Below are 23,431 nucleotides of genomic sequence, written 5' to 3'. Positions count from 1 at the left end.
GCGTTTCTTAATAAGAAGCGCCTTTTTTACACCCATTTTATGGCAGACGCAGTTGCTGTAAATTGCCGTCCAGCGCGACGTCGGTTTGCAGTGTCGAAACCCGTTTGCAGATATAAGCCTGTTCGCGATGTTCCTCCAGTTTTTTACGCCATTTTTCTGGCACGCCTTCCAGATTATCGTAAAGCTCATCCAGCGATCCGGTCTGCGTCAGTAGCGTAACCGCCGTCTTCGGGCCTATCCCCGGCACGCCCGGAATTTTACTGCTGCTGATCCCGGCCAGCCCCCAGTAATCGGTCAGTCGCTGCGGCAGAACACCAAAGGTTTGCTGCACAAAAGGCATATCCAGCCAGCGTTTCTGGAAGTAATCGCGGATCTGAACGTTCGGTGCCAGCAGCTGGCAGTAACCTTTGTCGGTTGAAACGATGGTGACCTGATGCCCGCCGGACGATACTTTCGCTGCCAGCGTTGCCGCCAGGTCATCCGCTTCGTTGCCCGTCGAATGCCAGCAGGCGATGCCCTGCGATTCGAAACCGGCTTTCAGACTGGGCATTTCCGCGAATAAATTTTCCGGCATCGGTGTGCGCCCGGCTTTGTAGTCAGGCAGACACTGATGACGCCAGCTGTCTGCGCGGTCATCTTCGTCAAATACCGCAACGGCGTGCGTGGGCTGAGTATGCTGAATCAGCTGTGCGATGGCGTTCTGGCAGGTAGTCAGACAAGGCGAACCCTGAACCGCATGAATCCGGCGGATCAGGTTCAGGGCATCGATAATCAGCAGATGTATAGCCATGATAATCTCCATAATAAAGGCGACTCGCGTCGCCCTTAGATCTGCTTTTGAAACGTGACTGAGGGGTCAGGCACAAATCTCATAACAAGGAATGTACGCGCTGCCCGGCAATTTCATGCGGTGCTGAGCGACGAACCCTTGCAGCAGGCTGTCCATTTTCTTCATTAATGCCGGATCGCCGTGCAACTTAAAGCGACCATGTTGTTCGATGGCGTGGATCCCAAACTCTTTCACGTTACCGGCCACAATCCCCGAGAAGGCGCGGCGCAGTGCGGCGGCAAGTTCCTGCGGTGGCTGATTTGGATAAAGGTTCAGATTCGCCATGTTTTCATGGTTTGGCTCGAAAGGATGCTGCAAATCAGGTGCAATGCGAATCGACCAGTTGAAGCTGTAAGCGTCCCCGCTATTACGGCGGTTCTCTTTCACCAGCGGCATAGCGCGTTTCATCTGACGGGCCACTTCGGTCGGATCGTCGATGATGATGGTGTAGAACTTGCAGGCATCTTCGCCGAGCGTGTCTTTAATGAACGCATCGAGCACGTGGAAGTAATCGGCGCTTTCTTTCGGACCGGTCAGGATCAGCGGAAGAACCTGATCGCTGTTTTCCGGATCCATCAGGATCCCCAGCAGATACAACAGTTCTTCTGCGGTACCTACGCCACCCGGGAAGATAATGATCCCGTGGGCAATACGTACGAACGCCTCAAGCCGTTTTTCGATATCCGGCATGATGATCAGTTCATTGACCAGCGGGTTAGGCGGTTCAGCGGCAATAATTGAAGGCTCGGTCATGCCGATAAAGCGGCCTGATTTGTAACGCTGTTGCGCGTGACCGACGGCGGCTCCTTTCATCGGCGCTTCCATCGCACCCGGCCCGCAGCCGGTGCAAATGTTCAGTTCGCGTAAACCCAGCTGGCTGCCGACGTTGCGGGCGTACTGGTATTCGATTTCATTAATGGAGTGACCGCCCCAGCACACGACCATGTTCGGATCTTCATCCAGATGCAGGGCGCGGGCGTTGCGTAAAATAGAAAACACCAGGTTGGTCAGGTGTGCTGAATTTTCGGTATTCAGGTGCTGAAAACGACCGGCGTTGTCGATTTGACCACTGACGAACAAAATGTCGCGCAGCACGGCAAACAAATTAGCCTGCAATGAACGGATGATCCGCCCGTCCACAAACGCATCTTCCGGCGGATTCACCAGCTCGAGTTTGACGCCACGCTCTCTGCGCAGCACGTTGATATCAAAGCTTTCGTAACGTTCGAGAAGTTCTTTACTGCTGTCAGTCTGGCTGCCGCTGTTGAGAACGGCCAGTGAACAATTTCGGAAAAGGCGATAGAGGTCGCTGCTCGCAGTGCGTTTGAGCATGTCGACTTCCAGCTGCGACAACAAATCCATTGAGCCTAACGGGCTGATATGTGTAATCAAAGTTGCTCCTTGACACCAACGGGTGCAGTGATTCTTTCTGCTACCTGATTGCGGCGCATGATTTTTCGGATCATGTTTTTTGCGCCGTATGCAATTTACGTATGCAATTTAACAGTAACCCTGTCATCAGGCTTTTACCAATGCTGACAGAGCGTTAGCTCAGTTCTTGAGCAACGTCTCGCATTATTGTCTGACAAGTCTCGCTGTTGCAGGTTCAAACGGGAAGTTGGATCTCCACGGATTGATATCCAGCCCGCCGCGACGTGTGTAACGGGCATACACGGCAAGTTTTTCCGGCTGGCAGAAACGCAGCAGATCGTTGAAGATCCGCTCGACGCACTGTTCGTGGAATTCGTTGTGATGACGGAAAGACACCAGATAGCGCAGCAGGGCTTCGCGGTCAATTTTCGGGCCGCGGTATTGGATCTGTACGGAACCCCAGTCCGGCTGATGCGTGATCAGACAGTTGGATTTCAGCAGATGGCTGACCAGCGATTCTTCAACAATTTCATCACCTTTAGCATTGGCCAGATAATCAGTACTGAATTCATAGCTGTCGATTTCAATATCCTGCTCGTCAATACAGACGCCTGCGAAATGTCCTACCGGCGTGCCTTCTATTTCAGACAGGCGGCTGACCGTTACCGTCACGTCACCTTGCGCGCAGGCGCTCAGGTCACGGGTTAAGGTTTCCTGCACGGTTTCCCAGTCCGGGAAGACGGTCTGATTGAAACTGTTCAGATAGAGTTTGAAACTTTTGGATTCGATCAGGTTCTGACTATTGGCATTCAGGCTGATTTCGCCCACGGCAACCTGCGGCAATCCTTTGGCGTTGAGCCAGGACAGTTCATACAGCGTCCAGATATCTGCGCCATGAAACGGTAAATTATCCGGATACAAGCCCAGCGGCTCACGGTTCATGCTGCGCGGAACGGCCTGCAATAAAGACGCATCATAATGGTCAACGTAAGCCATACTTTTGCCCAGCGTCAGTTGCGCCAGAGCGGGGTTATCCTGATATGAGGACATGCTGTCACCTTGCTAAGAGATCGGTACAATAGAGAATAGCCACCAGTTTAACCCAGCCTTACCGGAAGATGAGAGAATTATGGAGTCTGAAGTTTCTGTAGCATTGCGTGAATTTACTCAGCGTTTTGTCGATCTCTGGCAACAGGAAACCGGCATGCCGCCTTCCAGCGAAGCCCTGTTTGGCGTGGATTCGCCATGCGTGGTGAAGACGGAAGAAGATAAGGTGTACTGGCTGACTCAGACATTCAGCCCGCAGGCGACCCTGGAAAATGTCGAACGCGCGATGGAATTACAGTTGCGTCCCGAAGCGCATGAGTTCTATACCACGCAGTTTGCCGGAGATATGACTACCAGCTGGCAGGGCAATGCGCTGACGCTGTTGCAGGTATGGAGCCCGGAGGATTTTACCCGTTTGCAGGAAAATCTGATTGGTCATCTGGTTACGCAAAAGCGCCTGAAGCTGACGCCAACGATTTTTCTGGCGACCACAGATTCCGAGCTGGATCTGGTTTCGCTGTGTAATGTGACGGGCAATGTAGTGCTTGAACAGTTCGGCAGCAAAAAACGAACTATACTCTCGCCATCGTTGTCAGAATTCCTTACAATGCTGACCGCTGTTTACCCCGCCTGATTGTATTATCGACGCACCCCATCCCGCAGAGCACAAATGGCTCACAAGCGTGTGAGAGATCTCTCACAAAGGCTGTAAGAGATCTCGCTAATTTGACTTAATAATACGGCTCAAATTAATTAAAACCTATTTAAAATCAATGCGTTTATGCATTCCCCTATTGTGGGGCGGCTTACATCTCCTGATTTTGGCTTACAGCCTGTCTTGTCCGTAAGGGCAAAATCGACGATTCTAGTCGTGCACCAAGGAAGCATGAGACAGAACATCAGGATGATGGCTGAATCATAAAAGAAGGGGACGGCTCAGGAAGAGTCAGGACGGCATCGGATTATGCCAGGATGTTTCAGGACGAAACCAGGGACACCTCCAGGACGGAGAAGAGAGCTCACAAAGGAAGCTGAGCGGGTCACAGATGACCAAGGGATATCAGTCAGGATGACTTAGGACAGACCGTCAGGATGAAAGTTGGACGATGCGAAGGACAGCCGGTTAGGATAACCGCAGGAAAAGTTTTCAGGGATTGAGCAGGGAGCACTTAGGTAGCTGGATTGCTATAAAACGAACCGGGGGCACTGTGTAAACAGTGCCCCCAACTTTTTGTCTGAATCTTTTGTCGCAACGCCTGAACATTCTGGTAACAGAAGGCGCTCCGCGATATCCGAAGCGCCCCCTCATTCAGCCGATTGCCCCTAAGACATCATCCTGCCCCTGCTTTTTCGGCAGCAGGAACAATGTGGCGAAGATATCCAGCAGGTAAATTCCAGCCAGTAACGTAATCGCTGCGGTAAACGAAACCTGCGCTACCAGTATCCCGATCACCAGCGGACCGAAACCGCCCACGCCACGTCCGAGATTAAATAACAGATTCTGCGCCGTCGCCCTTATGTGAACCGGATAGAGATCCGATATCAGGCCGCCGTAACCGCCAATCATGCCATTCACAAACATGCCCATCAGCGCGCCCGCGAACAACATCAGGGTCGGGTCGGTAAGCTGCGCATAACACACCACCATAATGACGGCACCGACCTGATAAATCAGGAAGATTTTCCAGCGCGGGAAACGGTCAGAAAGCATGCCGAACAGCCAGATCCCAAACGTCATCCCCACGACAGTGACCGCTGTCCACAGGCCGGATTTGGTCAGCGAGAAGCCGAAGTTTTTCGACAGATAGCTTGGCATCCAGATCATCAGCCCGTAGTAGCCAAAGTTCTGCACTGAACACAGGATCAGAATACCGATGCTGGCTTTGGTCGTGGCTTTATCACGGAACAATAATTTGATGCGGTTGAAAAGTGAGCCATCATTATTGCTGGCTGTCTGTTTAACAAAGGCTTCCGGCTCGCCCATTGTGCGGCGGATTAGGAAAGAGGCCAGCGCCGGCAGCAGTCCGACCAGGAACATGCCGCGCCAGCCGATAATGCCGAGCAGCAGCGGGGTCAGAAATGCTGCCATTAACACACCCAGCTGCCAGCCCATGCCGACATACGCTGAGGCGCGGTTACGTTTTTCAGCGGGCCAGGCTTCTGCAATCAGCGCCATACCGATACCGAACTCACCGCCCAGGCCGACGCCTGCCAGCGTGCGGTAAATCAGTAAGTCCCAGTAACCCTGTGCGAAAGCGCACAAACCGGTGAACAGGGAGAACATCAAAATGGTGAATGTCAGTACGCGGATGCGACCAAAACGATCGCTGATTGGCCCGAAAATCACACCGCCCAGTACGGCACCTATCAAAGTCCAGGTAACCAGCGAGCCACTTTGTGAGGATGACAAACCAAATTCGCTGGTGATAGCGGGGAGCATGAAGCCGAGGATCAGTAAATCAAAGCCGTCCATAGCGTAGCCGGTGACGGAGGCCAGCATCGCTTTTGCCGGTGTTGCGTGTGCTTTTTGAGGATGTTGTGCGGACATTTTTACACATCTGTTAAGAAAAAAGTGGCGGTAGTTTGCCCGTATCGGGCGTTTATCGCCACCACGAAAAACTTATGATTGGATTGATAAATTGGATACGATGCAGAAAGTTGGGGCATCAGTCCTTCAATGTTATGCTTTGCGCCGCCCAGGCGGAGGCTGCCCGGGGCCATGAACGAAGAGAATCATTGATGAATACAGAAAACCAGGTTCGCGAGATTTTAGAAGATATCGAGCAGGTCATGCGTGACGATAAATTGTGGCACGCCACACCGCCGGAAGCGGAAGCCTTTGAAAGCAAGGAACCGTTTTCCGTAGATACCATGTCGGCTGAACAATGGCTGCAATGGGTGCTGGTTCCGCGCATGTACGCGTTACTTGAAGCTCAGTCGCCATTGCCAACCCGTTTTGCTATCACCCCCTATTTTGAAGTGGCGATGCCTGAAGCACTCCGTTTGCTGACTCAGCTGCAACGCCTCGACGATTTGCTGAACATAGAAGACTGACATGCTGGAAATTTTGTATCAGGACGAACATCTGGTAGCAGTGAATAAACCTGCAGGCATGCTGGTTCATCGCAGCTGGCTGGACCGCCATGAAACGGTGTTTGTGATGCAGACATTGCGTGATCAGATTGGTCAGCATGTGTTTACGGTTCACCGGCTGGATAAGCCGACGTCCGGCGTTTTGCTGCTGGCGCTGTCCAGCGAAGTGGCGCGACTGTTGTCGCAGCAGTTCGAAAATAATCAGATGAGTAAGGTGTATCACGCAGTGGTTCGCGGGTATGTGCCACAAGACGGCACGCTCGATTATGCGCTGACCGAAGAGCTGGATAAAATCGCTGATAAGTTTGCGAATCCGGACAAAGCGCCACAACCTGCTGTCACGCATTATCGCGTTGTCGCACAGGTCGAAATGCCGGTGGCTGTCGGGCGCTACGACACCGCGCGCTACAGTCTGATGGAGCTCAAGCCGGAAACCGGCCGTAAGCATCAGTTGCGCCGCCATATGTCGCATTTGCGCCACCCGATTATCGGTGACAGCGCGCACGGCGATTTAAAGCAAAACCGCGGTATGACGCAACATTTTGACTGTTCTGGACTGATGCTGCACGCCAGCCATATGCAACTGCCGCATCCGGTCACCGGAGAACCACTTTCATTGAATGCGCGCTGGGATGGCCGCTGGCAGAATGTGGTGACGCAGTTTGGCTGGCAGGGCAAAATCCCTGAGCTTGAAAGGGTTGAGTTTGCAGAAACTTGCGGTCAGGATAGTCCACAAATTTAAGTCCTTTGATTGAAATATTGGCATCACACAGGAGTGAAACCCATGGCAGAAGTCGGAATTTTTGTCGGTACGGTATACGGCAATGCGTTACTGGTAGCAGAAGAAGCGGAAACCGTGCTCAAAGGCCAGGGCCATGAGGTGAAGTTGTTTGAAGAAGGTACGCTGGAAGCCTGGCAGTATTACCGTCATCACTTTGTCCTGATTGTGACGTCAACCACCGGTCAGGGCGATTTGCCGGACAGCATTGCGCCTTTGTATGCCGCTATCCGCGACACAGTCGGCTATCAGCCTGAACTGCGTTACGGTGTGATTGCGCTGGGCGATATCAGCTACGATCATTTCTGTGGCGGCGGCCATAAGCTGGATGATTTGTTGCAGGAGCAGGGCGCGTCGCGGATCGGCGAAATGCTGGAAATTGATGCGATGGAAACTGCCGAACCGGAAACGGTCGCTGTTCCGTGGGTCGAGAAATGGGGTCAGTTGCTTAAATAATTTCACCCCGTCTTATCTGCGCGCAATAAAAAAGGTCAGGCAAACGCCTGACCTTTTTACTTTCTCAATCTTCCGAATGCGATTAATCAGCGACCGCTGGTCAGTTTTTCCAGATCGGATTCAATTTCAGTAATCTTATTCGCCACAACAGATTCCAGGTGACGCAGGTCATCAAGAATTTTACGCTTCAGATCCACTTCAACCTGATCGCGCTGACAGATTTGGTCCAGCTCATCAATCACATAGCGCAGGTTAGGGCTGATTTCATGAATTTCTTTATAACCTTGTCCCGCGTTATCGGCGACGATGGTTTTGCGCTGGCGTGGATATTTAAATTTCACGCTTTTAGCAAAAAACTCACCTTTATCTCTGCGGAAGTAGATCTTCAGAATGTCGTTATTGGCCTCCTGACGCAGGCTGTAACGATCAATATCGTCGGGATTATTAATGCCCAGGCTTTTCAGATTGTCATACATAGCGCCACCTTCGTTTAGGAGAAAATCAGAGTGTTATGATGAACTGAACGGCGGCTTTAATCATTGATTAATTGCACACTTTGCCGCTTAGAAGATAAAAAAATAGCGGGTTATTTTTTAACAATACCCGCTATTTTTAAGTTTAGTCGATTGTGCGCAATAACTCATTCAGGCCGGTTTTGCCCAGAGTCTTCGCATCCACTTTCTTGACGATCACGGCGCAGTACAGGCTGTATTTACCGTCTTTAGACGGCAGGTTGCCGGAAACCACAACGGAGCCCGCAGGTACGCGGCCGTAATGCACTTCGCCGGTTTCGCGGTCGTAAATTTTGGTGCTCTGGCCGATGTAAACGCCCATGGAAATCACAGAGCCTTCTTCGACGATCACGCCTTCAACGATTTCAGAACGCGCGCCGATGAAGCAGTTGTCTTCGATGATGGTCGGGTTAGCCTGCAATGGCTCCAGAACGCCGCCGATGCCCACGCCGCCAGAGAGGTGAACGTTTTTACCGATCTGCGCGCAAGACCCTACGGTCGCCCAGGTATCAACCATGGTGCCTTCATCAACGTATGCGCCGATGTTGACGTAAGAAGGCATCAGCACGGTGTTACGTGCAATGAATGCGCCTTTACGCACGGCAGCAGGTGGCACCACGCGGAAACCTTCACGCTGGAAACGCGCTTCATCGTAGTCAGCGAATTTCATTGGCACTTTATCGAAGTAACGGCTTTCACCGCCTTCCATGACCTGGTTGTCATTGATTCTGAACGAGAGCAGAACCGCTTTCTTCAGCCACTGATGCGTCACCCATTCGCCATCAATCTTCTCGGCCACGCGCAATTCGCCGCTGTCGATTTTGTTGATAACCTGAGTGATGGCGTCGCGCGTTACGCTGTCAACGTTAGCCGGGGTGATATCTGCACGGCGCTCGAAGGCTTGTTCAATAACGGTTTGTAGTTGCTGCATCCTGTTCTCTTTCCTGAATTGGTTTTAAAAGATAGTGGTACTTGTATCACATTTTATCGCCAGGGTTGAGTGCCTCAGTTAATCGGCGTGTGATTTCCTTGCGAGTTTGCTTATCCAGCGCGCGTCGCTCGCTGTTTGCCAGAATAAATAAGTCTTCTACACGTTCGCCGATGGTCGAAATGCGCGCACCGTGCAGTGACAGCCCGAGATCAGAGAACACTTCCCCCACGCGGGCCAGTAAACCCGGCTGATCGAGCGCCACCAGTTCCATATACGTGCGGCGGTCGGTATGCGTCGGCAGGAAACTGACTTCGGTCTGCACGCTGAAATGACGCAGTTTCGGCGAAGGACGTCGGGCGCGAGGCGGCTGATAAGCCTGCGTCATCGACTGTTCCAGCGCGTAACGGATGGCTTCGTGCCGGTCCTGTGCCAGCGGACTTCCGTCCGGTTCCAGCACAATGAAAGTATCCATCGCCATGCCGTCGCGGTTAGTGAAAATCTGCGCGTCATGAATGCTCAGGTTACGCCGGTCGAGCTCACCGGCGACGGTAGCAAACAGATACGGGCGGTCAGGGCTCCAGATAAATATCTCGGTACCGCCGCGCGTTGCCTGACGGCTGACCAGCACCAGCGGTTTGGTGGAGTCATGCTCAAGCAGATGTCTTGCGTGCCACGCCAGCTGATTGGGTGAGTGGCGCAGGAAATAATCCGCGCGGCAACGGCTCCAGATGCGGTGCAGTGCTTCTTCATCGATATTGTCCATGCGCAGCAACGCCAGCGCCTGAAGACGGTGATGGCGCACGCGCTCGCGCAGATCCGGCGTGTTCTGCATACCGCGACGCAGCTGTTTCTCGGTAGCGAAATACAGCTCGCGTATCAGGCTCTGCTTCCAGCTGTTCCAGAGGGTTTCATTCGTGGCGCAGATATCGGCCACGGTCAGGCTGACCAGATAGCGCAGACGGACTTCGGTCTGCATTTCCGCCGCGAATTGCTGAATTTCGTTAGGATCCTGAATATCGCGGCGCTGGGCTGTGACTGACATCAGCAGATGGCAGCGAACCAGCCATGCGACCAACTGGGTTTCGCGGGAATTCAGCCCGTGCAGTTCGGCAAATTCCAGCACATCCTGCGCGCCCAAAATTGAGTGATCGCCGCCACGGCCTTTAGCGATATCGTGGAACAGCGCGGCCATCAGCAACAGTTCTGGCTGTGGCAGACGCGGGTATAATTCGACGCATAAAGGATGCTTTGGCCGCGTCTCTTCATGGGCAAAACTTTCCAGTTTTTGCAGCACGCGGATAGTGTGTTCATCGACGGTATACGCATGGAATAAATCGAACTGCATCTGCCCGACGATTTGCCCCCATTGCGGCATGTAAGCCCATAAAACACTGTGACGGTGCATCGGCACCAGCGCGCGGGACACAGCGCCCGGATGGCGCAGAATCGACATAAACATTTCGCGCGCCTGCGGGATCATACACAGCGGCTCTTTGAGATGGCGGCGGGCATGGCGCAGGAGCCGCACAGTCGTTGAGTAAATCCCTTTGATCTCGCGGTGACGCACCATCAGATGGAACATGCTGATGATAGTTTCAGGGCGGGTATCGAACAGGGATTCGTCGCGCAGATCGATAAGGTCGCCACGTAACTGGAAATGTTCATCCAGCGGGCGCGGTTTTTCATTGGGGCCAATCGCCAGAATCGCTTCGTCGAACAACTGCAATAACATCTGATTCAGCTCGCCGACCCGACGGGTCATACGATAGAAATCTTTCATCATGCGTTCGACCGGCTGATTGCCTTCGCCCTGATACTGCAAGAGCTGAGCCACGCTTTGCTGACGGTCGAACAGCAGGCGGTTGTCGTATCTCGGCAGGACCAGATGCAGGGCGAAACGGATACGCCACAGGAAGCTCTGACATTCCAGCAGTTCGTTGCGCTCGGCTTTAGTCAGGAAGCCAAATGCGACCATTTCATCGAGTGATGTGGCGCCAAAATGGCGGCGGGCCACCCACAGAATTGTGTGGATATCACGCAGGCCGCCGGGGCTGCTTTTGATGTCGGGTTCGAGGTTGTAGCTGGTGCCGTGATAACGCTGATGGCGCTCATTCTGCTCGACAATTTTAGCGCGGAAAAAGTTCGGTGAAGGCCAGAACCCGTCGCTGAAAATGTGTTTCTGCATACTGAGAAACAGCGCGACGTCGCCGCAAATCAGGCGGGATTCGATAAGGTTGGTGGCGACGGTTAAATCGGCCAGACCTTCTAAGAGGCACTCTTCCAGAGTCCGGACGCTGTGGCCGACTTCCAGTTTGAGATCCCACAGCAGGGTGATCAGCTCGCCAATCCGCAGCGCCTGCTCGTCGTTGAGGCGTTTCTGACTCAGTACCAGTACATCGATATCGGATAAAGGATGCAGCTCGCCGCGCCCGTAGCCGCCGACGGCCACCATCGCGGTTTCAGGAATATTGTCGAACCCGTAGAACGTCCACAGACGTTGCAGCAGCTGGTCGATGTAATGCGCCCGCGCATCCACCAGTTCTTCCGCCCGTTGCCCGGCATTGAAGGCATCCGCCAGCCATACCTGAAACTGTTCCATATGCTGTTTCAGGCTCTGACGGTTTAAATCGTCATCCGGATAGACAGAAGGGGAGGCAGGTTGTGGTGGGAAATTGCGGGTGAGATCCTGTGTGGTTTCTGGTTGCAGGCTCTTTTCAGCCGGAAAATTTTCAATCATGGGTGCGCAGCCCTACACGTGAGAGACCAATAAACGTGAAAGATAAAAAAACCGGCTTTCGCCGGTTTGATTCACAGATTTATACCCTCTCCGCAGAGCGGGCGACTGTCAGTCGTGCGTCAGGATAGCCGGGATGGTGTCATCCTTACGCAGCGTCATAATTTCACAACCGTTATCTGTCACCACAATAGTATGCTCGTACTGAGCCGACAAGCTGCGATCTTTAGTTTTTACTGTCCAGCCGTCTTTCATGGTGCGGATACGGAAATCACCGGCGTTGACCATCGGTTCAACGGTGAAAGCCATGCCAGCCTGTAATACCACGCCGCCGTCATCCGCATCGTAATGCAGAACCTGAGGTTCTTCGTGGAAACCTTCGCCGATACCGTGACCGCAATATTCGCGCACGACGGAGAATTTCTCGGCTTCGACGAATTTCTGGATCTCTTTACCCAGCGTGCGCAGGCGGATGCCCGGTTTGATCATACGCAGCGCAATATACAAGCTTTCCTGCGTGATGCGGCAAAGGCGCTCGCCCAGAATGGTCGGTTTGCCCGCGATGAACATCTTGGAAGTATCACCGTGGAAACCGTCTTTAATCACGGTGACATCGATATTGACGATATCGCCATCTTTCAGGATTTTGTCTTCACTCGGAATACCGTGGCACACCACTTCGTTAATCGAGATACAGACAGATTTCGGGAAGCCGTGGTAATCCAGGCAGGCAGAAACGGCTTTCTGTTTGTTCACGATGTGATCGGCACAAATGCGGTCCAGTTCACCGGTGCTCACGCCAGGTTTGACGAAAGGCTCAATGATTTCCAGCACTTCGGCAGCCAGACGGCCAGCCACGCGCATTTTTTCGATGTCTTCAGGGGTTTTGATTGAAATAGCCATGTGTTGTCCTGCAGGTTCTGTGCATCAGGTATGCTTTATTTCTACACCGATGTCGTCAATAATTAGCTGTGGCTTATGGTATCAGCCCTGATATTTGCTGCCAAACTATCATTTTCCGCTAAGCAATTCGGTGAACAAAAGTTGCTGCCTGGTCGTTATTTATGATATAAAGCGCGCCGGCAATCCGCTCTGGGTCTTACGACTCGAAGGGATTAAAGCCAAAATCACTCATTGTGTACTTATTAACGTAAGTAATAACACACACGTATCGACACATACGCCGGGGTGCCTTGGGAATTCGTTCTTCGGGGTCGGTTGTATGGGATACGTGGAGGCATAACCCCAACTACTTAATAGAGGTTTTATCATGGCAACTGTTTCCATGCGCGACATGCTCAAGGCCGGTGTTCACTTCGGTCACCAAACCCGTTACTGGAACCCGAAAATGAAGCCTTTCATCTTCGGCGCTCGTAACAAGGTTCACATCATCAACCTTGAGAAAACTGTTCCAATGTTCAACGAAGCTCTGGCTGAGTTGCAGAAGATCTCCTCCCGTAAAGGTAAGATCCTGTTCGTTGGTACTAAGCGCGCAGCAAGCGAAGCGGTAAAAGAAGCTGCAAACAACTGCGACCAGTTCTTCGTGAACCATCGCTGGTTGGGCGGCATGCTGACTAACTGGAAAACCGTTCGTCAGTCCATCAAACGTTTGAAAGATCTGGAAGTTCAGTCTCAGGACGGTACTTTCGAGAAGCTGACCAAGAAAGAGGCGCTGATGCGCACTCGTGAACTGGCTAAGCTGGAAAACAGCCTGGGTGGTATCAAGGATATGGGTGGTCTTCCTGATGCTCTGTTCGTTGTCGACGCTGATCACGAACACATTGCAATCAAAGAAGCTAACAACCTGGGTATCCCGGTATTCTCCATTGTTGATACCAACTCCGATCCGGATGGCGTTGACTTTGTTATCCCTGGTAACGATGACGCAATCCGTGCAGTAAATCTGTACCTGAGCGCTGTTGCTGCCACTGTCCGTGAAGGCCGTTCGCAAGACTTGGCTGTTCAGGCAGAAGAAAGCTTCGTAGAAGCTGAATAATAAGGCAAGCTCAGCAGAGCCCTTATTAACCAGGTATTGAAATATGTTGGTTAGGGGGCCTTTATTGGCCCCCTTTGCTTATCTTAAATGCGAGAAATATCTCACCGCAAAAAGCCTTTTTGCACTGAGATAATCGAGGAAAATACAATGGCTGATATTACCGCTGCCCTGGTAAAAGAACTGCGCGAACGTACTGGCGCTGGCATGATGGATTGTAAGAAAGCTCTGGTTGAAGCTAACGGCGACATCGAGCTGGCAATCGAAAATATGCGTAAATCTGGCGCGATCAAAGCGGCGAAAAAAGCAGGCAACGTAGCTGCTGACGGCGTGATCAAAACCAAAATAGAAGGCAACTTCGGCGTGATTCTGGAAGTTAACTGCCAGACTGACTTCGTTGCTAAAGATGCAGGTTTCCAGGCTTTCGCTGACAAAGTGCTGGACGCTGCTGTTGCAGGCAAAGTGACTGACGTTGACGTTTTGAAAGCTCAGTTCGAAGAAGAGCGTATTCAGCTGGTTGCTAAAATCGGTGAGAACATCAACATCCGTCGCGTTCAAATCCTTGAAGGCGATGTGCTGGGTAGCTACCTGCACGGCGCACGTATTGGTGTTCTGATTGCTGCTACCGGCGCAGACGAAGAACTGGTTAAGCAAATTGCGATGCACGTTGCAGCAAGCAAACCAGAATTCGTTAAGCCTGAAGATGTGTCTGCTGAAGTGGTAGAAAAAGAGTACCAGGTTCAGCTGGACATCGCGATGCAGTCTGGCAAGCCGAAAGAAATTGCAGAGAAAATGGTTGAAGGCCGCATGAAGAAATTCACCGGCGAAGTTTCTCTGACGGGTCAGCCTTTCGTTATCGATCCAAGCAAAACTGTTGGCCAGGTTCTGAAAGAACACAACGCTGACGTGACTAACTTCATCCGCTTTGAAGTGGGCGAAGGTATCGAGAAAGTTGAGACTGACTTTGCTGCTGAAGTTGCAGCAATGACTAAACAGTCTTAATCAGTATCTGATACACCCAAAATGGAACCGCTGCGAAAGGGCGGTTCCGTTTTATCCAGCCCCAAATTCCTATTACATTGTGCGTAAAGTCATTCTGACAGCGCTATGATGTAAAGACCGACTATCCATTAAGACACATTGCTTCTAGGACAGACACCATGGCTACCAATGCGAAACCCGTTTATCAACGTATCCTGCTTAAACTCAGTGGCGAAGCCCTGCAGGGCAGTGAAGGTTTTGGTATCGACGCGAGTGTATTAGATCGTATGGCTCAGGAAGTAAAAGAGCTGGTCGAACTCGGCATTCAGGTAGGCGTTGTGATCGGCGGCGGTAACCTGTTCCGTGGCGCGGGCCTCGCACAGGCGGGCATGAATCGTGTTGTAGGCGACCATATGGGTATGCTGGCGACTGTCATGAACGGCCTGGCAATGCGTGATGCATTACACCGTGCCTATGTTAACGCACGTCTGATGTCTGCAATCCCTTTGAACGGTGTTTGTGATAATTACAGCTGGGCTGAAGCTATCAGCTTGCTGCGTCATAACCGCGTGGTGATTTTCTCCGCCGGTACCGGCAACCCTTTCTTTACCACTGACTCAGCAGCCTGCCTGCGCGGTATCGAAATCGAAGCTGATGTGGTATTAAAAGCCACCAAAGTTGACGGTGTGTATTCCGCTGACCCGGTGAAAAACCCGGAAGCGACGCTGTACGAAAGACTGACCTATCAGGAAGTGCTGGAACAGGAATTGAAAGTGATGGATCTGGCGGCCTTTACGCTGGCCCGCGATCACAATCTGCCAATTCGTGTTTTCAACATGAATAAGCCTGGCGCACTGCGTCGCGTGGTGATGGGTGAAAATGAAGGGACGCTGATTTCTAAAGCGGAGTGATCCTTCACAATTGAACATTGCGTTCAGCCAGCCTCTGCTGGCATGAGTATTCACGGACTATACTGATGTTATGGTCTGCCAGGTAACCCGCTTTCAAAGGTTAACAACGTGATTAACGAAATCAAAAAAGACGCTGAAATTCGTATGGAAAAATGCGTCGAATCATTCAAAACCCATATCAGCAAAATCCGCACCGGCCGTGCATCACCAGGCATCCTGGATGGCATCATGGTGGAATACTACGGTTCAGCCACCCCTTTACGCCAGCTGGCGCAGGTGACAGTGGAAGATTCCCGTACGCTGGCTATCTCCGTGTTTGACCGTTCAATCAGCGCAGCGGTAGAAAAAGCGATCATGACCTCTGATTTGGGTCTGAACCCATCATCAGCAGGCGCGACTATCCGCGTTCCACTGCCAGCACTGACCGAAGAACGTCGTAAAGACCTGATCAAGGTTGTACGTGGCGAAGCTGAGCAGGGCCGTGTGTCCGTGCGTAACGTTCGCCGCGATGCTAACGATAAAACCAAAGCACTGTTGAAAGATAAAGAAATCAGCGAAGACGAAGATCGCCGTTCTCAGGATGATATTCAGAAATTGACTGATATGTTCATCAAGAAAATTGACGTTGCTCTGACGGAAAAAGAAGCCGAGCTGATGGAGTTCTGATCCCGCTTTAGCTTCCTCTCAAGCGCCGCAATTGCGGCGCTTTGTTTTTTGCGCGCTTTAATTTTTTTAGCGGTTGGCACAATCTCATAGACAAGCCAGATAAGAGGTTTCAGACTGTGCACTTTACGAATTTACGAGCGCTATCCCGGGCATTTTCATGAAACAAATGACTATTCTTGGTTCGACAGGGTCTGTCGGCACCAGCACGCTTTCCGTTGTCCGGTCTAATCCTGACAATTTCACTGTTAAAGCACTGGTTGCAGGGCGCAATGTTGACGTTATGGCGCAGCAGTGTCTTGAATTCCAGCCTGCTTACGCCTCTATGGCGGATGAAGCTTCTGCCCTTGCGCTGAGAGTCATTCTGGCTGAACAGGGATGCCGTACTGAAGTGCTTTCCGGCCCTGATGCGGCCATCGAACTGGCGGCCCTTGATGATGTTGATCAGGTGATGTCGGCTATCGTGGGTGCAGCGGGCTTATTACCGACACTCGCCGCCGTCCGCGCCGGTAAACAAGTGCTTCTGGCGAACAAAGAATCGCTGGTCACCTGCGGGCGTATCTTTATGGATGCCGTGTGTCAAAGTCAGTCCCAGCTTCTGCCCATCGACAGCGAACACAATGCGATTTTCCAGAGCCTGCCGGAAACTGTTCAAAAACAGCTGGGTTTTGCTTGTCTCGAAGAACACGGAATTTCCCGCATTATCCTGACCGGCTCCGGCGGCCCGTTCCGCGAACTTCCTTTAGATCAGTTTAGCGATGTGACGCCTGATCAGGCCTGTGCCCATCCAAACTGGTCGATGGGTCGCAAGATTTCCGTTGATTCAGCCACCATGATGAATAAAGGCCTTGAGTACATTGAGGCTCGCTGGCTGTTTAATGCCTCTGCCGCAGAAATGGAAGTCATCATTCATCCACAATCGGTGATCCACTCAATGGTCCGTTATTGCGACGGGAGCGTACTGGCGCAACTGGGTTCGCCGGATATGCGCACGCCCATTGCGCATGCGATGGCCTATCCGCAACGTGTGAAGACTGAAGTGGAAGCGCTGGATTTCTGCAAAATGGGTGCGATGACCTTTAGTGCGCCAGATTATGCGCGTTACCCGTGCCTGCAACTTGCCATTGAAGCCAGTAAAACCGGGCAGGCAGCCACCACGGCGCTGAATGCAGCTAACGAAATTTCTGTCGCCGCTTTCCTCAAGGGCGAACTGCGCTTTACTGACATTGCTTCCCTTAACCGTGAAGTCATGGAGCAACTGGTGAGTGCGGAACCCGAGTCTGTTGAGGAAGTGTTGCTGATTGACGCATTGGCGAGAGTGCGTGCGAAAGATAAACTTCGTACTTTTGCGGTGTAGGCCTGTTTTAGTACTTATGCAGCAGTTTGTTAGCATCACACTGAGATGGTATAGTCTGCGCCACACTGGCAGCAGATTTGGCTTTTCAGAGACTGAATGTTACAGGTGGAATCGGTGAGCTGTCAGTTAAGCCGTGCCTGAAAGGGAGACACGGCTTTTTTGCGCGTGTAGTCGCAACAGCGACAAATAGGTGCAGCGCCTGCTGGCTGTTCTGGTGTATGCCTGAAGAGAGTTTTGCCAGCCGGAAAGCCGCTGTGTTCTGATAAAAGGAAATGAGTACGCGTTATGTCCCTCGAAAATCAACAGATGTCTGATATGTGTTGCTCTCAACCTCGCCATGTTGCCATTATCATGGACGGTAACGGACGCTGGGCAAAACGTCAGGGTAAAATGAGGGTATTTGGTCATAAAGCGGGAGTGAAGTCAGTGCGTAAAGCCGTGAGCTTTGCTGCCAGTCATCACCTCGATGCGCTCACGCTTTATGCCTTTAGTAGTGAAAACTGGAATCGCCCGGCTCAGGAAGTTTCCGCACTTATGGAACTGTTCGTGCGTGCACTGGACAGTGAAGTCAAAAGCCTGCACAAACATAATGTCAGGTTGCGGATCATTGGCGATGTCAGTCGTTTTAGTGCTCGTCTGCAGGAACGCATTCGTCGTTCAGAAACACTTACTCAAAATAATGACGGTTTGACGCTCAACATCGCTGCGAATTACGGTGGCCGATGGGATATTATTCAAGGCGTTAAGACACTGGCAGGTCAGGTTGAAGCCGGCACACTGCGGGCGGAGCAAATTACAGAAGAGTTGCTGAATTCAGCAGTCTGTATGAGCGAACTGGCACCCGTCGATTTGGTGATCAGAACCGGTGGGGAACATAGGATCAGCAATTTCTTGTTGTGGCAGATTGCCTATGCAGAGTTGTATTTTACCGATGTCCTCTGGCCTGATTTTGATGAAAATACCTTCGAAGGTGCGCTGACTGCTTTTGCACAACGCGAGCGCCGCTTCGGGGGCACTACACCTATCGGCGCTGATGCGTCCTAGGGAGAACATTTGCTGAAGTATCGCATTATCACAGCTCTGATTTTAATACCGATTGTTATTGCAGCACTCTTTTTGCTACCCCCGGTAGGTTTCGCCATCGTCACATTAGTTGTGTGCATGCTGGCGGCGTGGGAGTGGGGACAACTGGCGGGTTTTGCAACACGTAATCAGCGTATCTGGCTGGCCATACTCTGTGGTTTTCTGTTGACCGCCATGTTGCTGAGCATACCGGCTTATCAGCAGAGTGTGCATCTGATGCAGGTTAGCGGTTCTTTGTGGGCCGGACTTGCGTGGTGGTGTGTCGCGCTGCTGTTAGTGGTGGGATATCCGGCTTCGGCAGGATTCTGGCGCCATTCCCGCGTATTGCGGGTAATATTCGGTGTGCTGACGATTGTGCCATTTTTCTGGGGCATGATCGTACTGCGCCAATATGGCTATGCTGAGAACCATCACACTGGCGCATGGTGGTTGTTATATGTGATGCTACTCGTCTGGGGTGCTGATTCCGGCGCGTATCTGTTTGGTAAATTATTTGGTAAGCACAAGTTGGCACCGAAAGTCTCTCCGGGAAAAACCTGGGAAGGGTTTGCCGGTGGGCTTCTGACTTCAGCCCTCATAGCCTGGTTGTTTGGTCGTTATGCACCTTTAAATGTGCAGCCTTCAATCTTGCTGATTTGCTCCGTTGTCGCTGCCCTGGCTTCTGTGCTGGGCGACCTGACGGAAAGTATGTTCAAACGCGAGGCAGGCATCAAAGACAGTGGTCATATGATCCCTGGCCACGGCGGAATACTTGACCGTATCGACAGCCTGACGGCTGCGGTGCCTGTATTTGCCTGTCTGATGCTGTTAGTGTATTAATCCGTCGCAGACGGTGAAGTTTCTAAGGAATAGTTAGACATATGATGAACATACTCTGGAGCCTGGCCGCCTTTATCGTCGCATTGGGGGTGCTTATCACCGTGCACGAGTTCGGCCATTTCTGGGTTGCTCGTCGTTGTGGTGTGCGTGTAGAACGCTTCTCTGTCGGTTTTGGACGTGCGCTCTGGCGTCGTACCGATCGTCTGGGAACTGAATATGTCCTGGCTATCATTCCCCTCGGGGGTTACGTCAAAATGCTCGATGAGCGTTTAGAGACCGTACCTCCTGAGCTTAAGCACCTCACTTTTAACAGTAAAACGGTCTGGCAGCGTGCTGCTATTATTGGCGCGGGCCCGATTGCTAATTTTATTTTTGCGGTGTTTGCCTACTGGGTCATCTTTATTGTTGGAGTGCCAACAGTACGCCCTGTTGTGGCTGAAATCATGCCGCAATCCATTGCCGCACAAGCCAAAATTTTGCCAGGCATGGAACTAAAGTCTATTGGGGGTATCGAAACGCCTGATTGGGATTCGATCCGTTTGTCGTTGATGGGTGAAATTGGCAGTCGCCAAATGATGCTTGGGGTCGCTGAGTTAGGTTCTTCGACAGTCACTGAAAAGGTTGTCGATTTGCGCGAATGGACGTTTGATCCTGAAACGCAAGATCCGGTGGTTGCGTTGGGGATTATTCCGCGCGGTCCCCAGGCAGAACCCGTTTTATCAGAAGTGCAATCTGGCTCTGCTGCACAAAAGGCTGGTTTGCAAGTGGGCGACCGGATCGTTAAAGTTGACGGTCAGGTTCTGGCGGGTTGGCGTAATTTTACGCTGCAGGTTCGTGATAACCCGAATAAAGCTATTGCGCTGGAGATTGAGCGTAATGGTGAGGCTCTTGCATTAACTCTGACACCAGAAAGCCGGACGGTGGGTAAAGGTATTGTACAAGGTTTTGCTGGGGTAGTTCCCAAAGTCATACCGTTACCTGAAGAGTATAAAACAGTTCGCCAATATGGTCCTTTTGTCGCTTTATATGAGGCCGGTGCAAAAACCTGGCAACTGATGAAGCTTACGGTCAACATGTTGAGCAAATTGTTTACCGGTGATGTGAAGCTGAACAATCTGAGTGGCCCAATTTCCATCGCACAGGGCGCAGGAATGTCAGCAGAGTATGGTTTAGTGTCGTACCTGACTTTTTTGGCGCTTATCAGCGTCAATCTCGGTATCGTAAACCTGTTCCCATTACCGATATTAGATGGTGGACACTTGGTTTTTCTGGCAATAGAAAAGCTTAAAGGTGGTCCAGTTTCCGAGCGAGTTCAAAACTTCAGCTATCAGGTCGGTGCAGTATTGCTGTTCCTGGTTATGGGGCTTGCACTTTTCAATGATTTCTCCCGTCTTTAAGACCGGAGATTAGGTTAGGAAGAACGCATAACAACGATGGCGATCAAAAAGTTGCTCATAGCGTCGCTGCTGTTTGGCAGCGCCACCGTATACGGTGCAGACGGTTTCGTAGTGAAAGATATTCATTTCGAAGGCCTGCAGCGAGTTGCCGTCGGTGCGGCGTTACTCAATATGCCGGTTCGCGTCGGTGATACGGTTACTGACGATGATATCAGTAATACCATTCGTGCATTGTTTGCCACTGGCAACTTTGAGGACGTTCGCGTCCTGCGTGATGGTGATTCACTGATTGTTCAGGTCAAAGAACGCCCAACCATTGCCAGCATCACTTTCTCCGGTAACAAATCGGTGAAAGATGACATGCTCAAGCAAAACCTGGAGGCCTCTGGCGTCCGTGTTGGCGAAGCACTTGACCGCACCACCATCGGCAGTATCGAGAAAGGTCTCGAAGACTTCTATTACAGCGTGGGTAAATACAGTGCGTCGGTAAAAGCGGTTGTGACCCCTTTGCCGCGTAACCGTGTTGACCTGAAACTGGTCTTTACCGAAGGTGTTTCTGCCAAAATTCAGCAGATCAACATCGTGGGTAACCACGCCTTTACGACTGATGAGCTGATCTCGCGCTTCCAGTTGCGTGATGAAGTGCCATGGTGGAACGTCGTCGGTGACCGTAAATACCAGAAACAAAAGCTCGCGGGTGACCTTGAAACCCTGCGCAGTTTCTATCTGGATCGCGGTTATGCCCGTTTCAATATTGATTCGACGCAGGTCAGCCTGACGCCGGACAAAAAAGGCATCTACATTACGCTGAACATTACAGAAGGTGAGCAATACAAACTTTCTGGCGTGGATGTGACTGGCAGCATGGCGGGTCACTCTGCAGAAGTTCAAAGCCTGACTAAAATTGATAAAGGCGAGCTGTATAACGGCGCCAAAGTCACCAAAATGGAAAACGACATCAAACAGATGTTGGGGCGTTATGGTTACGCTTATCCACGTGTGACCACACAGCCAGAAATTAATGATGCAGACAAGACCGTTAAGCTGCACATCAACGTTGATGCGGGTAACCGTTTCTACGTGCGTCACATCCGCTTTGAAGGGAATGACACCAGTAAAGACAGCGTACTGCGCCGTGAAATGCGTCAGATGGAAGGTTCCTGGTTAGGCAACGATCTGGTCGACAAAGGCAAAGAGCGTCTGAACCGTCTGGGTTACTTCGAAACTGTGGATGTTGATACGCAACGGGTTCCGGGTTCACCGGATCAGGTTGATGTAGTCTACAAAGTGAAAGAACGTAATACCGGTACTTTCAACTTTGGCGTGGGCTACGGTACAGAAAGTGGTGTCAGCTTCCAGGTAGGTGTCCAGCAGGACAACTGGCTGGGTACGGGTAACTCTGTCGGCATCAGCGGTACCAAGAACGATTACCAGACGTACGCGGAATTCACCATCACTGATCCATACTTCACCGTTGACGGCGTAAGTTTGGGTGGTCGTATCTTCTATAACGACTTTAAAGCTGATGATGCGGATCTCTCCAGCTATACCAACAGAAGTTATGGTATTGGCGGAAATCTGGGCTTCCCGATTAATGAGAACAACTCATTACGCCTGGGTCTGGATTACGTCCATAACGATCTGTCCAATATGGAACCACAGATTGCTATGTTCCGTTATCTGAACTCTGTTGGCCTGCAACCTGCTGTAACGACCAGCGACAATGCAGATGCCGACTTCAGCGCGGATGACTTCTTCGTGAATCTGGGTTGGGGTTATAACAACCTTGACCGTGGTTACTTCCCGACTTCTGGGTCTAAAGCCAGCCTGAACGGTAAAGTGACTGTTCCGGGCTCAGATAACGAATATTACAAAATTACATTTGATTCAACCAGTTACTTGCCACTGAATCAGGATCGTGATTGGGTGCTGATGGGCCGTGCGCGTGCAGGTTACGCAGATGGTCTGGGCGGTAAAGAAGTGCCGTTCTACGATAACTTCTATGCCGGTGGCTCAAGCAGTGTTCGTGGTTTCCAGTCGAACACCATTGGTCCTAAAGCAGCGTATTACAGATGTACTACTGCAAATACCTCATACAACACCTGTCCGATTGATAATTCGGACGATGCAGTCGGTGGTAACGCCATGGCGGTGCTGAGTGCGGAACTGATTGTTCCTACTCCGTTCGTCAGCGAGAAATACGCAAACTCACTGCGTACTTCCCTGTTTGTGGACAGTGGTACAGTATGGGATACCGGTTGGGAAAATACCCCTGAGTCTCAGGCTGCGGGCGTTCCTGACTACAGTAAACCAGGCAACATTCGTGTTTCTTCAGGTATTGCATTGCAGTGGATGTCTCCACTGGGACCATTGGTCTTCTCATATGCACAACCTATCAAGAAATATGAAGGCGATAAGGCAGAACAGTTCCAGTTTAACATTGGTAAAACCTGGTAACGTCCTGCCTGGGCAGAAT

21 protein-coding genes are annotated in these 23,431 nt (G+C 51.5%); 13 read left to right on the top strand and 8 right to left on the bottom strand.

Annotation, left to right across the window (positions count from 1 at the left end; all coding sequences use genetic code 11):
* Positions 1–37 precede the first annotated feature (37 nt).
* The 3 genes from xni to queF all read right to left on the bottom strand — a co-directional run bounded on the left by xni (position 38) and on the right by queF (position 3,250).
* Positions 38–790, bottom strand: a complete 753-nt coding sequence (gene xni, locus D6C13_RS21560; protein WP_120134693.1) for a flap endonuclease Xni — start codon at positions 788–790, stop codon at positions 38–40.
* 66 nt (positions 791–856) lie between these two features.
* Positions 857–2,221 carry a nucleotide 5'-monophosphate nucleosidase PpnN gene (gene ppnN / locus D6C13_RS21555; protein WP_120134692.1) on the bottom strand — a complete coding sequence of 455 codons (1,365 nt, stop codon included), beginning with the start codon at positions 2,219–2,221 and terminating at the stop codon, positions 857–859.
* 183 nt (positions 2,222–2,404) lie between these two features.
* Positions 2,405–3,250 (bottom strand): NADPH-dependent 7-cyano-7-deazaguanine reductase QueF, encoded by an 846-nt coding sequence (queF, locus tag D6C13_RS21550; protein WP_120134691.1) that lies wholly within the window; start codon positions 3,248–3,250, stop codon positions 2,405–2,407.
* Between the two features lie 79 nt (positions 3,251–3,329).
* On the opposite strand from queF, the gene syd reads away from it, so the two are divergent.
* Entirely contained in the window at positions 3,330–3,881 is a 552-nt protein-coding gene (syd, locus tag D6C13_RS21545) for a SecY-interacting protein (protein ID WP_120134690.1), read from the top strand.
* A 675-nt stretch (positions 3,882–4,556) separates the two neighbouring features.
* Here the strand turns inward: syd and D6C13_RS21540 are convergent.
* Complete coding sequence (locus D6C13_RS21540; protein ID WP_120134689.1) at positions 4,557–5,795, bottom strand: MFS transporter; 1,239 nt, start codon at positions 5,793–5,795, stop codon at positions 4,557–4,559.
* 191 nt (positions 5,796–5,986) lie between these two features.
* On the opposite strand from D6C13_RS21540, the gene D6C13_RS21535 reads away from it, so the two are divergent.
* Genes D6C13_RS21535 through D6C13_RS21525 form a run of 3 tightly spaced genes read left to right on the top strand, consistent with a single transcriptional unit; the run spans position 5,987 to position 7,574 of the window.
* Positions 5,987–6,301 carry a YqcC family protein gene (locus D6C13_RS21535; protein WP_120134688.1) on the top strand — a complete coding sequence of 105 codons (315 nt, stop codon included), beginning with the start codon at positions 5,987–5,989 and terminating at the stop codon, positions 6,299–6,301.
* Between the two features lies 1 nt (position 6,302).
* Complete coding sequence (truC, locus tag D6C13_RS21530) at positions 6,303–7,082, top strand: tRNA pseudouridine(65) synthase TruC (RefSeq protein WP_120134687.1); 780 nt, start codon at positions 6,303–6,305, stop codon at positions 7,080–7,082.
* A 42-nt stretch (positions 7,083–7,124) separates the two neighbouring features.
* The gene (locus tag D6C13_RS21525) at positions 7,125–7,574 is read left to right on the top strand and encodes a flavodoxin (protein ID WP_120134686.1); all 450 of its coding nucleotides are present in this window, start codon (positions 7,125–7,127) and stop codon (positions 7,572–7,574) included.
* 86 nt (positions 7,575–7,660) lie between these two features.
* Here the strand turns inward: D6C13_RS21525 and D6C13_RS21520 are convergent, their stop codons facing one another.
* The 4 genes from D6C13_RS21520 to map all read right to left on the bottom strand — a co-directional run bounded on the left by D6C13_RS21520 (position 7,661) and on the right by map (position 12,654).
* Positions 7,661–8,050: a DUF3461 family protein gene (locus D6C13_RS21520; protein WP_056781756.1), complete on the bottom strand. Its 390-nt coding sequence runs from the start codon at positions 8,048–8,050 to the stop codon at positions 7,661–7,663.
* A 142-nt stretch (positions 8,051–8,192) separates the two neighbouring features.
* On the bottom strand, positions 8,193–9,017 hold the full coding sequence (dapD, locus tag D6C13_RS21515) for a 2,3,4,5-tetrahydropyridine-2,6-dicarboxylate N-succinyltransferase (RefSeq protein ID WP_101079222.1): 825 nt from the start codon (positions 9,015–9,017) through the stop codon (positions 8,193–8,195).
* Between the two features lie 46 nt (positions 9,018–9,063).
* Positions 9,064–11,754: a bifunctional uridylyltransferase/uridylyl-removing protein GlnD gene (gene glnD / locus D6C13_RS21510; RefSeq protein WP_120134685.1), complete on the bottom strand. Its 2,691-nt coding sequence runs from the start codon at positions 11,752–11,754 to the stop codon at positions 9,064–9,066.
* Between the two features lie 108 nt (positions 11,755–11,862).
* The gene (map, locus tag D6C13_RS21505; RefSeq protein WP_120134684.1) at positions 11,863–12,654 is read right to left on the bottom strand and encodes a type I methionyl aminopeptidase; all 792 of its coding nucleotides are present in this window, start codon (positions 12,652–12,654) and stop codon (positions 11,863–11,865) included.
* A gap of 367 nt (positions 12,655–13,021) precedes the next feature.
* Between map and rpsB the strand changes: the two genes are divergently transcribed.
* From rpsB to bamA, 9 genes are all read left to right on the top strand, one after another.
* Complete coding sequence (gene rpsB / locus D6C13_RS21500) at positions 13,022–13,747, top strand: 30S ribosomal protein S2 (protein WP_120134683.1); 726 nt, start codon at positions 13,022–13,024, stop codon at positions 13,745–13,747.
* Positions 13,748–13,894: 147 nt separating this feature from the next.
* A complete protein-coding gene (gene tsf, locus D6C13_RS21495) occupies positions 13,895–14,746 on the top strand; it encodes a translation elongation factor Ts (RefSeq protein ID WP_112288325.1) in 852 nt (283 codons plus the stop codon).
* A gap of 158 nt (positions 14,747–14,904) precedes the next feature.
* Positions 14,905–15,636 (top strand): UMP kinase, encoded by a 732-nt coding sequence (gene pyrH, locus D6C13_RS21490; protein WP_095923215.1) that lies wholly within the window; start codon positions 14,905–14,907, stop codon positions 15,634–15,636.
* Positions 15,637–15,744: 108 nt separating this feature from the next.
* Positions 15,745–16,302, top strand: a complete 558-nt coding sequence (gene frr, locus D6C13_RS21485) for a ribosome recycling factor (RefSeq protein WP_120134682.1) — start codon at positions 15,745–15,747, stop codon at positions 16,300–16,302.
* A 157-nt stretch (positions 16,303–16,459) separates the two neighbouring features.
* On the top strand, positions 16,460–17,656 hold the full coding sequence (gene ispC, locus D6C13_RS21480) for a 1-deoxy-D-xylulose-5-phosphate reductoisomerase (protein ID WP_120134681.1): 1,197 nt from the start codon (positions 16,460–16,462) through the stop codon (positions 17,654–17,656).
* A 285-nt stretch (positions 17,657–17,941) separates the two neighbouring features.
* Positions 17,942–18,700, top strand: coding sequence for a (2E,6E)-farnesyl-diphosphate-specific ditrans,polycis-undecaprenyl-diphosphate synthase (ispU, locus tag D6C13_RS21475; protein ID WP_095923213.1), 759 nt, complete (start codon positions 17,942–17,944; stop codon positions 18,698–18,700).
* A gap of 9 nt (positions 18,701–18,709) precedes the next feature.
* On the top strand, positions 18,710–19,558 hold the full coding sequence (gene cdsA / locus D6C13_RS21470) for a phosphatidate cytidylyltransferase (RefSeq protein ID WP_120134680.1): 849 nt from the start codon (positions 18,710–18,712) through the stop codon (positions 19,556–19,558).
* Positions 19,559–19,599: 41 nt separating this feature from the next.
* A complete protein-coding gene (gene rseP, locus D6C13_RS21465) occupies positions 19,600–20,955 on the top strand; it encodes a sigma E protease regulator RseP (RefSeq protein WP_120134679.1) in 1,356 nt (451 codons plus the stop codon).
* A 36-nt stretch (positions 20,956–20,991) separates the two neighbouring features.
* Positions 20,992–23,412 carry an outer membrane protein assembly factor BamA gene (gene bamA, locus D6C13_RS21460; RefSeq protein WP_120134678.1) on the top strand — a complete coding sequence of 807 codons (2,421 nt, stop codon included), beginning with the start codon at positions 20,992–20,994 and terminating at the stop codon, positions 23,410–23,412.
* Positions 23,413–23,431: the final 19 nt, after the last annotated feature.

Source organism: Rahnella woolbedingensis (genome assembly GCF_003602095.1).
Lineage (GTDB): Bacteria > Pseudomonadota > Gammaproteobacteria > Enterobacterales > Enterobacteriaceae > Rahnella > Rahnella woolbedingensis.
The sequence above is the reverse complement of the archived record's forward strand: the minus strand, read 5'-3'. Positions and strand labels throughout refer to the sequence as shown.

Excerpts from the sequence above, each read along its gene's own strand:
- D6C13_RS21540 (WP_120134689.1), bottom strand. The coding sequence starts at position 5,795 with ATGTCCGCACAACATCCTCAAAAAGCACACGCAACACCGGCAAAAGCG.
- D6C13_RS21535 (WP_120134688.1), top strand. The coding sequence starts at position 5,987 with ATGAATACAGAAAACCAGGTTCGCGAGATTTTAGAAGATATCGAGCAG.
- map (WP_120134684.1), bottom strand. The coding sequence starts at position 12,654 with ATGGCTATTTCAATCAAAACCCCTGAAGACATCGAAAAAATGCGCGTG.
- D6C13_RS21525 (WP_120134686.1), top strand. The coding sequence starts at position 7,125 with ATGGCAGAAGTCGGAATTTTTGTCGGTACGGTATACGGCAATGCGTTA.
- glnD (WP_120134685.1), bottom strand. The coding sequence starts at position 11,754 with ATGATTGAAAATTTTCCGGCTGAAAAGAGCCTGCAACCAGAAACCACA.
- ispU (WP_095923213.1), top strand. The coding sequence starts at position 17,942 with ATGTCCCTCGAAAATCAACAGATGTCTGATATGTGTTGCTCTCAACCT.
- xni (WP_120134693.1), bottom strand. The coding sequence starts at position 790 with ATGGCTATACATCTGCTGATTATCGATGCCCTGAACCTGATCCGCCGG.
- D6C13_RS21520 (WP_056781756.1), bottom strand. The coding sequence starts at position 8,050 with ATGTATGACAATCTGAAAAGCCTGGGCATTAATAATCCCGACGATATT.
- rseP (WP_120134679.1), top strand. The coding sequence starts at position 19,600 with ATGATGAACATACTCTGGAGCCTGGCCGCCTTTATCGTCGCATTGGGG.
- tsf (WP_112288325.1), top strand. The coding sequence starts at position 13,895 with ATGGCTGATATTACCGCTGCCCTGGTAAAAGAACTGCGCGAACGTACT.
- pyrH (WP_095923215.1), top strand. The coding sequence starts at position 14,905 with ATGGCTACCAATGCGAAACCCGTTTATCAACGTATCCTGCTTAAACTC.
- rpsB (WP_120134683.1), top strand. The coding sequence starts at position 13,022 with ATGGCAACTGTTTCCATGCGCGACATGCTCAAGGCCGGTGTTCACTTC.
- syd (WP_120134690.1), top strand. The coding sequence starts at position 3,330 with ATGGAGTCTGAAGTTTCTGTAGCATTGCGTGAATTTACTCAGCGTTTT.
- dapD (WP_101079222.1), bottom strand. The coding sequence starts at position 9,017 with ATGCAGCAACTACAAACCGTTATTGAACAAGCCTTCGAGCGCCGTGCA.
- ispC (WP_120134681.1), top strand. The coding sequence starts at position 16,460 with ATGAAACAAATGACTATTCTTGGTTCGACAGGGTCTGTCGGCACCAGC.
- bamA (WP_120134678.1), top strand. The coding sequence starts at position 20,992 with ATGGCGATCAAAAAGTTGCTCATAGCGTCGCTGCTGTTTGGCAGCGCC.
- truC (WP_120134687.1), top strand. The coding sequence starts at position 6,303 with ATGCTGGAAATTTTGTATCAGGACGAACATCTGGTAGCAGTGAATAAA.
- queF (WP_120134691.1), bottom strand. The coding sequence starts at position 3,250 with ATGTCCTCATATCAGGATAACCCCGCTCTGGCGCAACTGACGCTGGGC.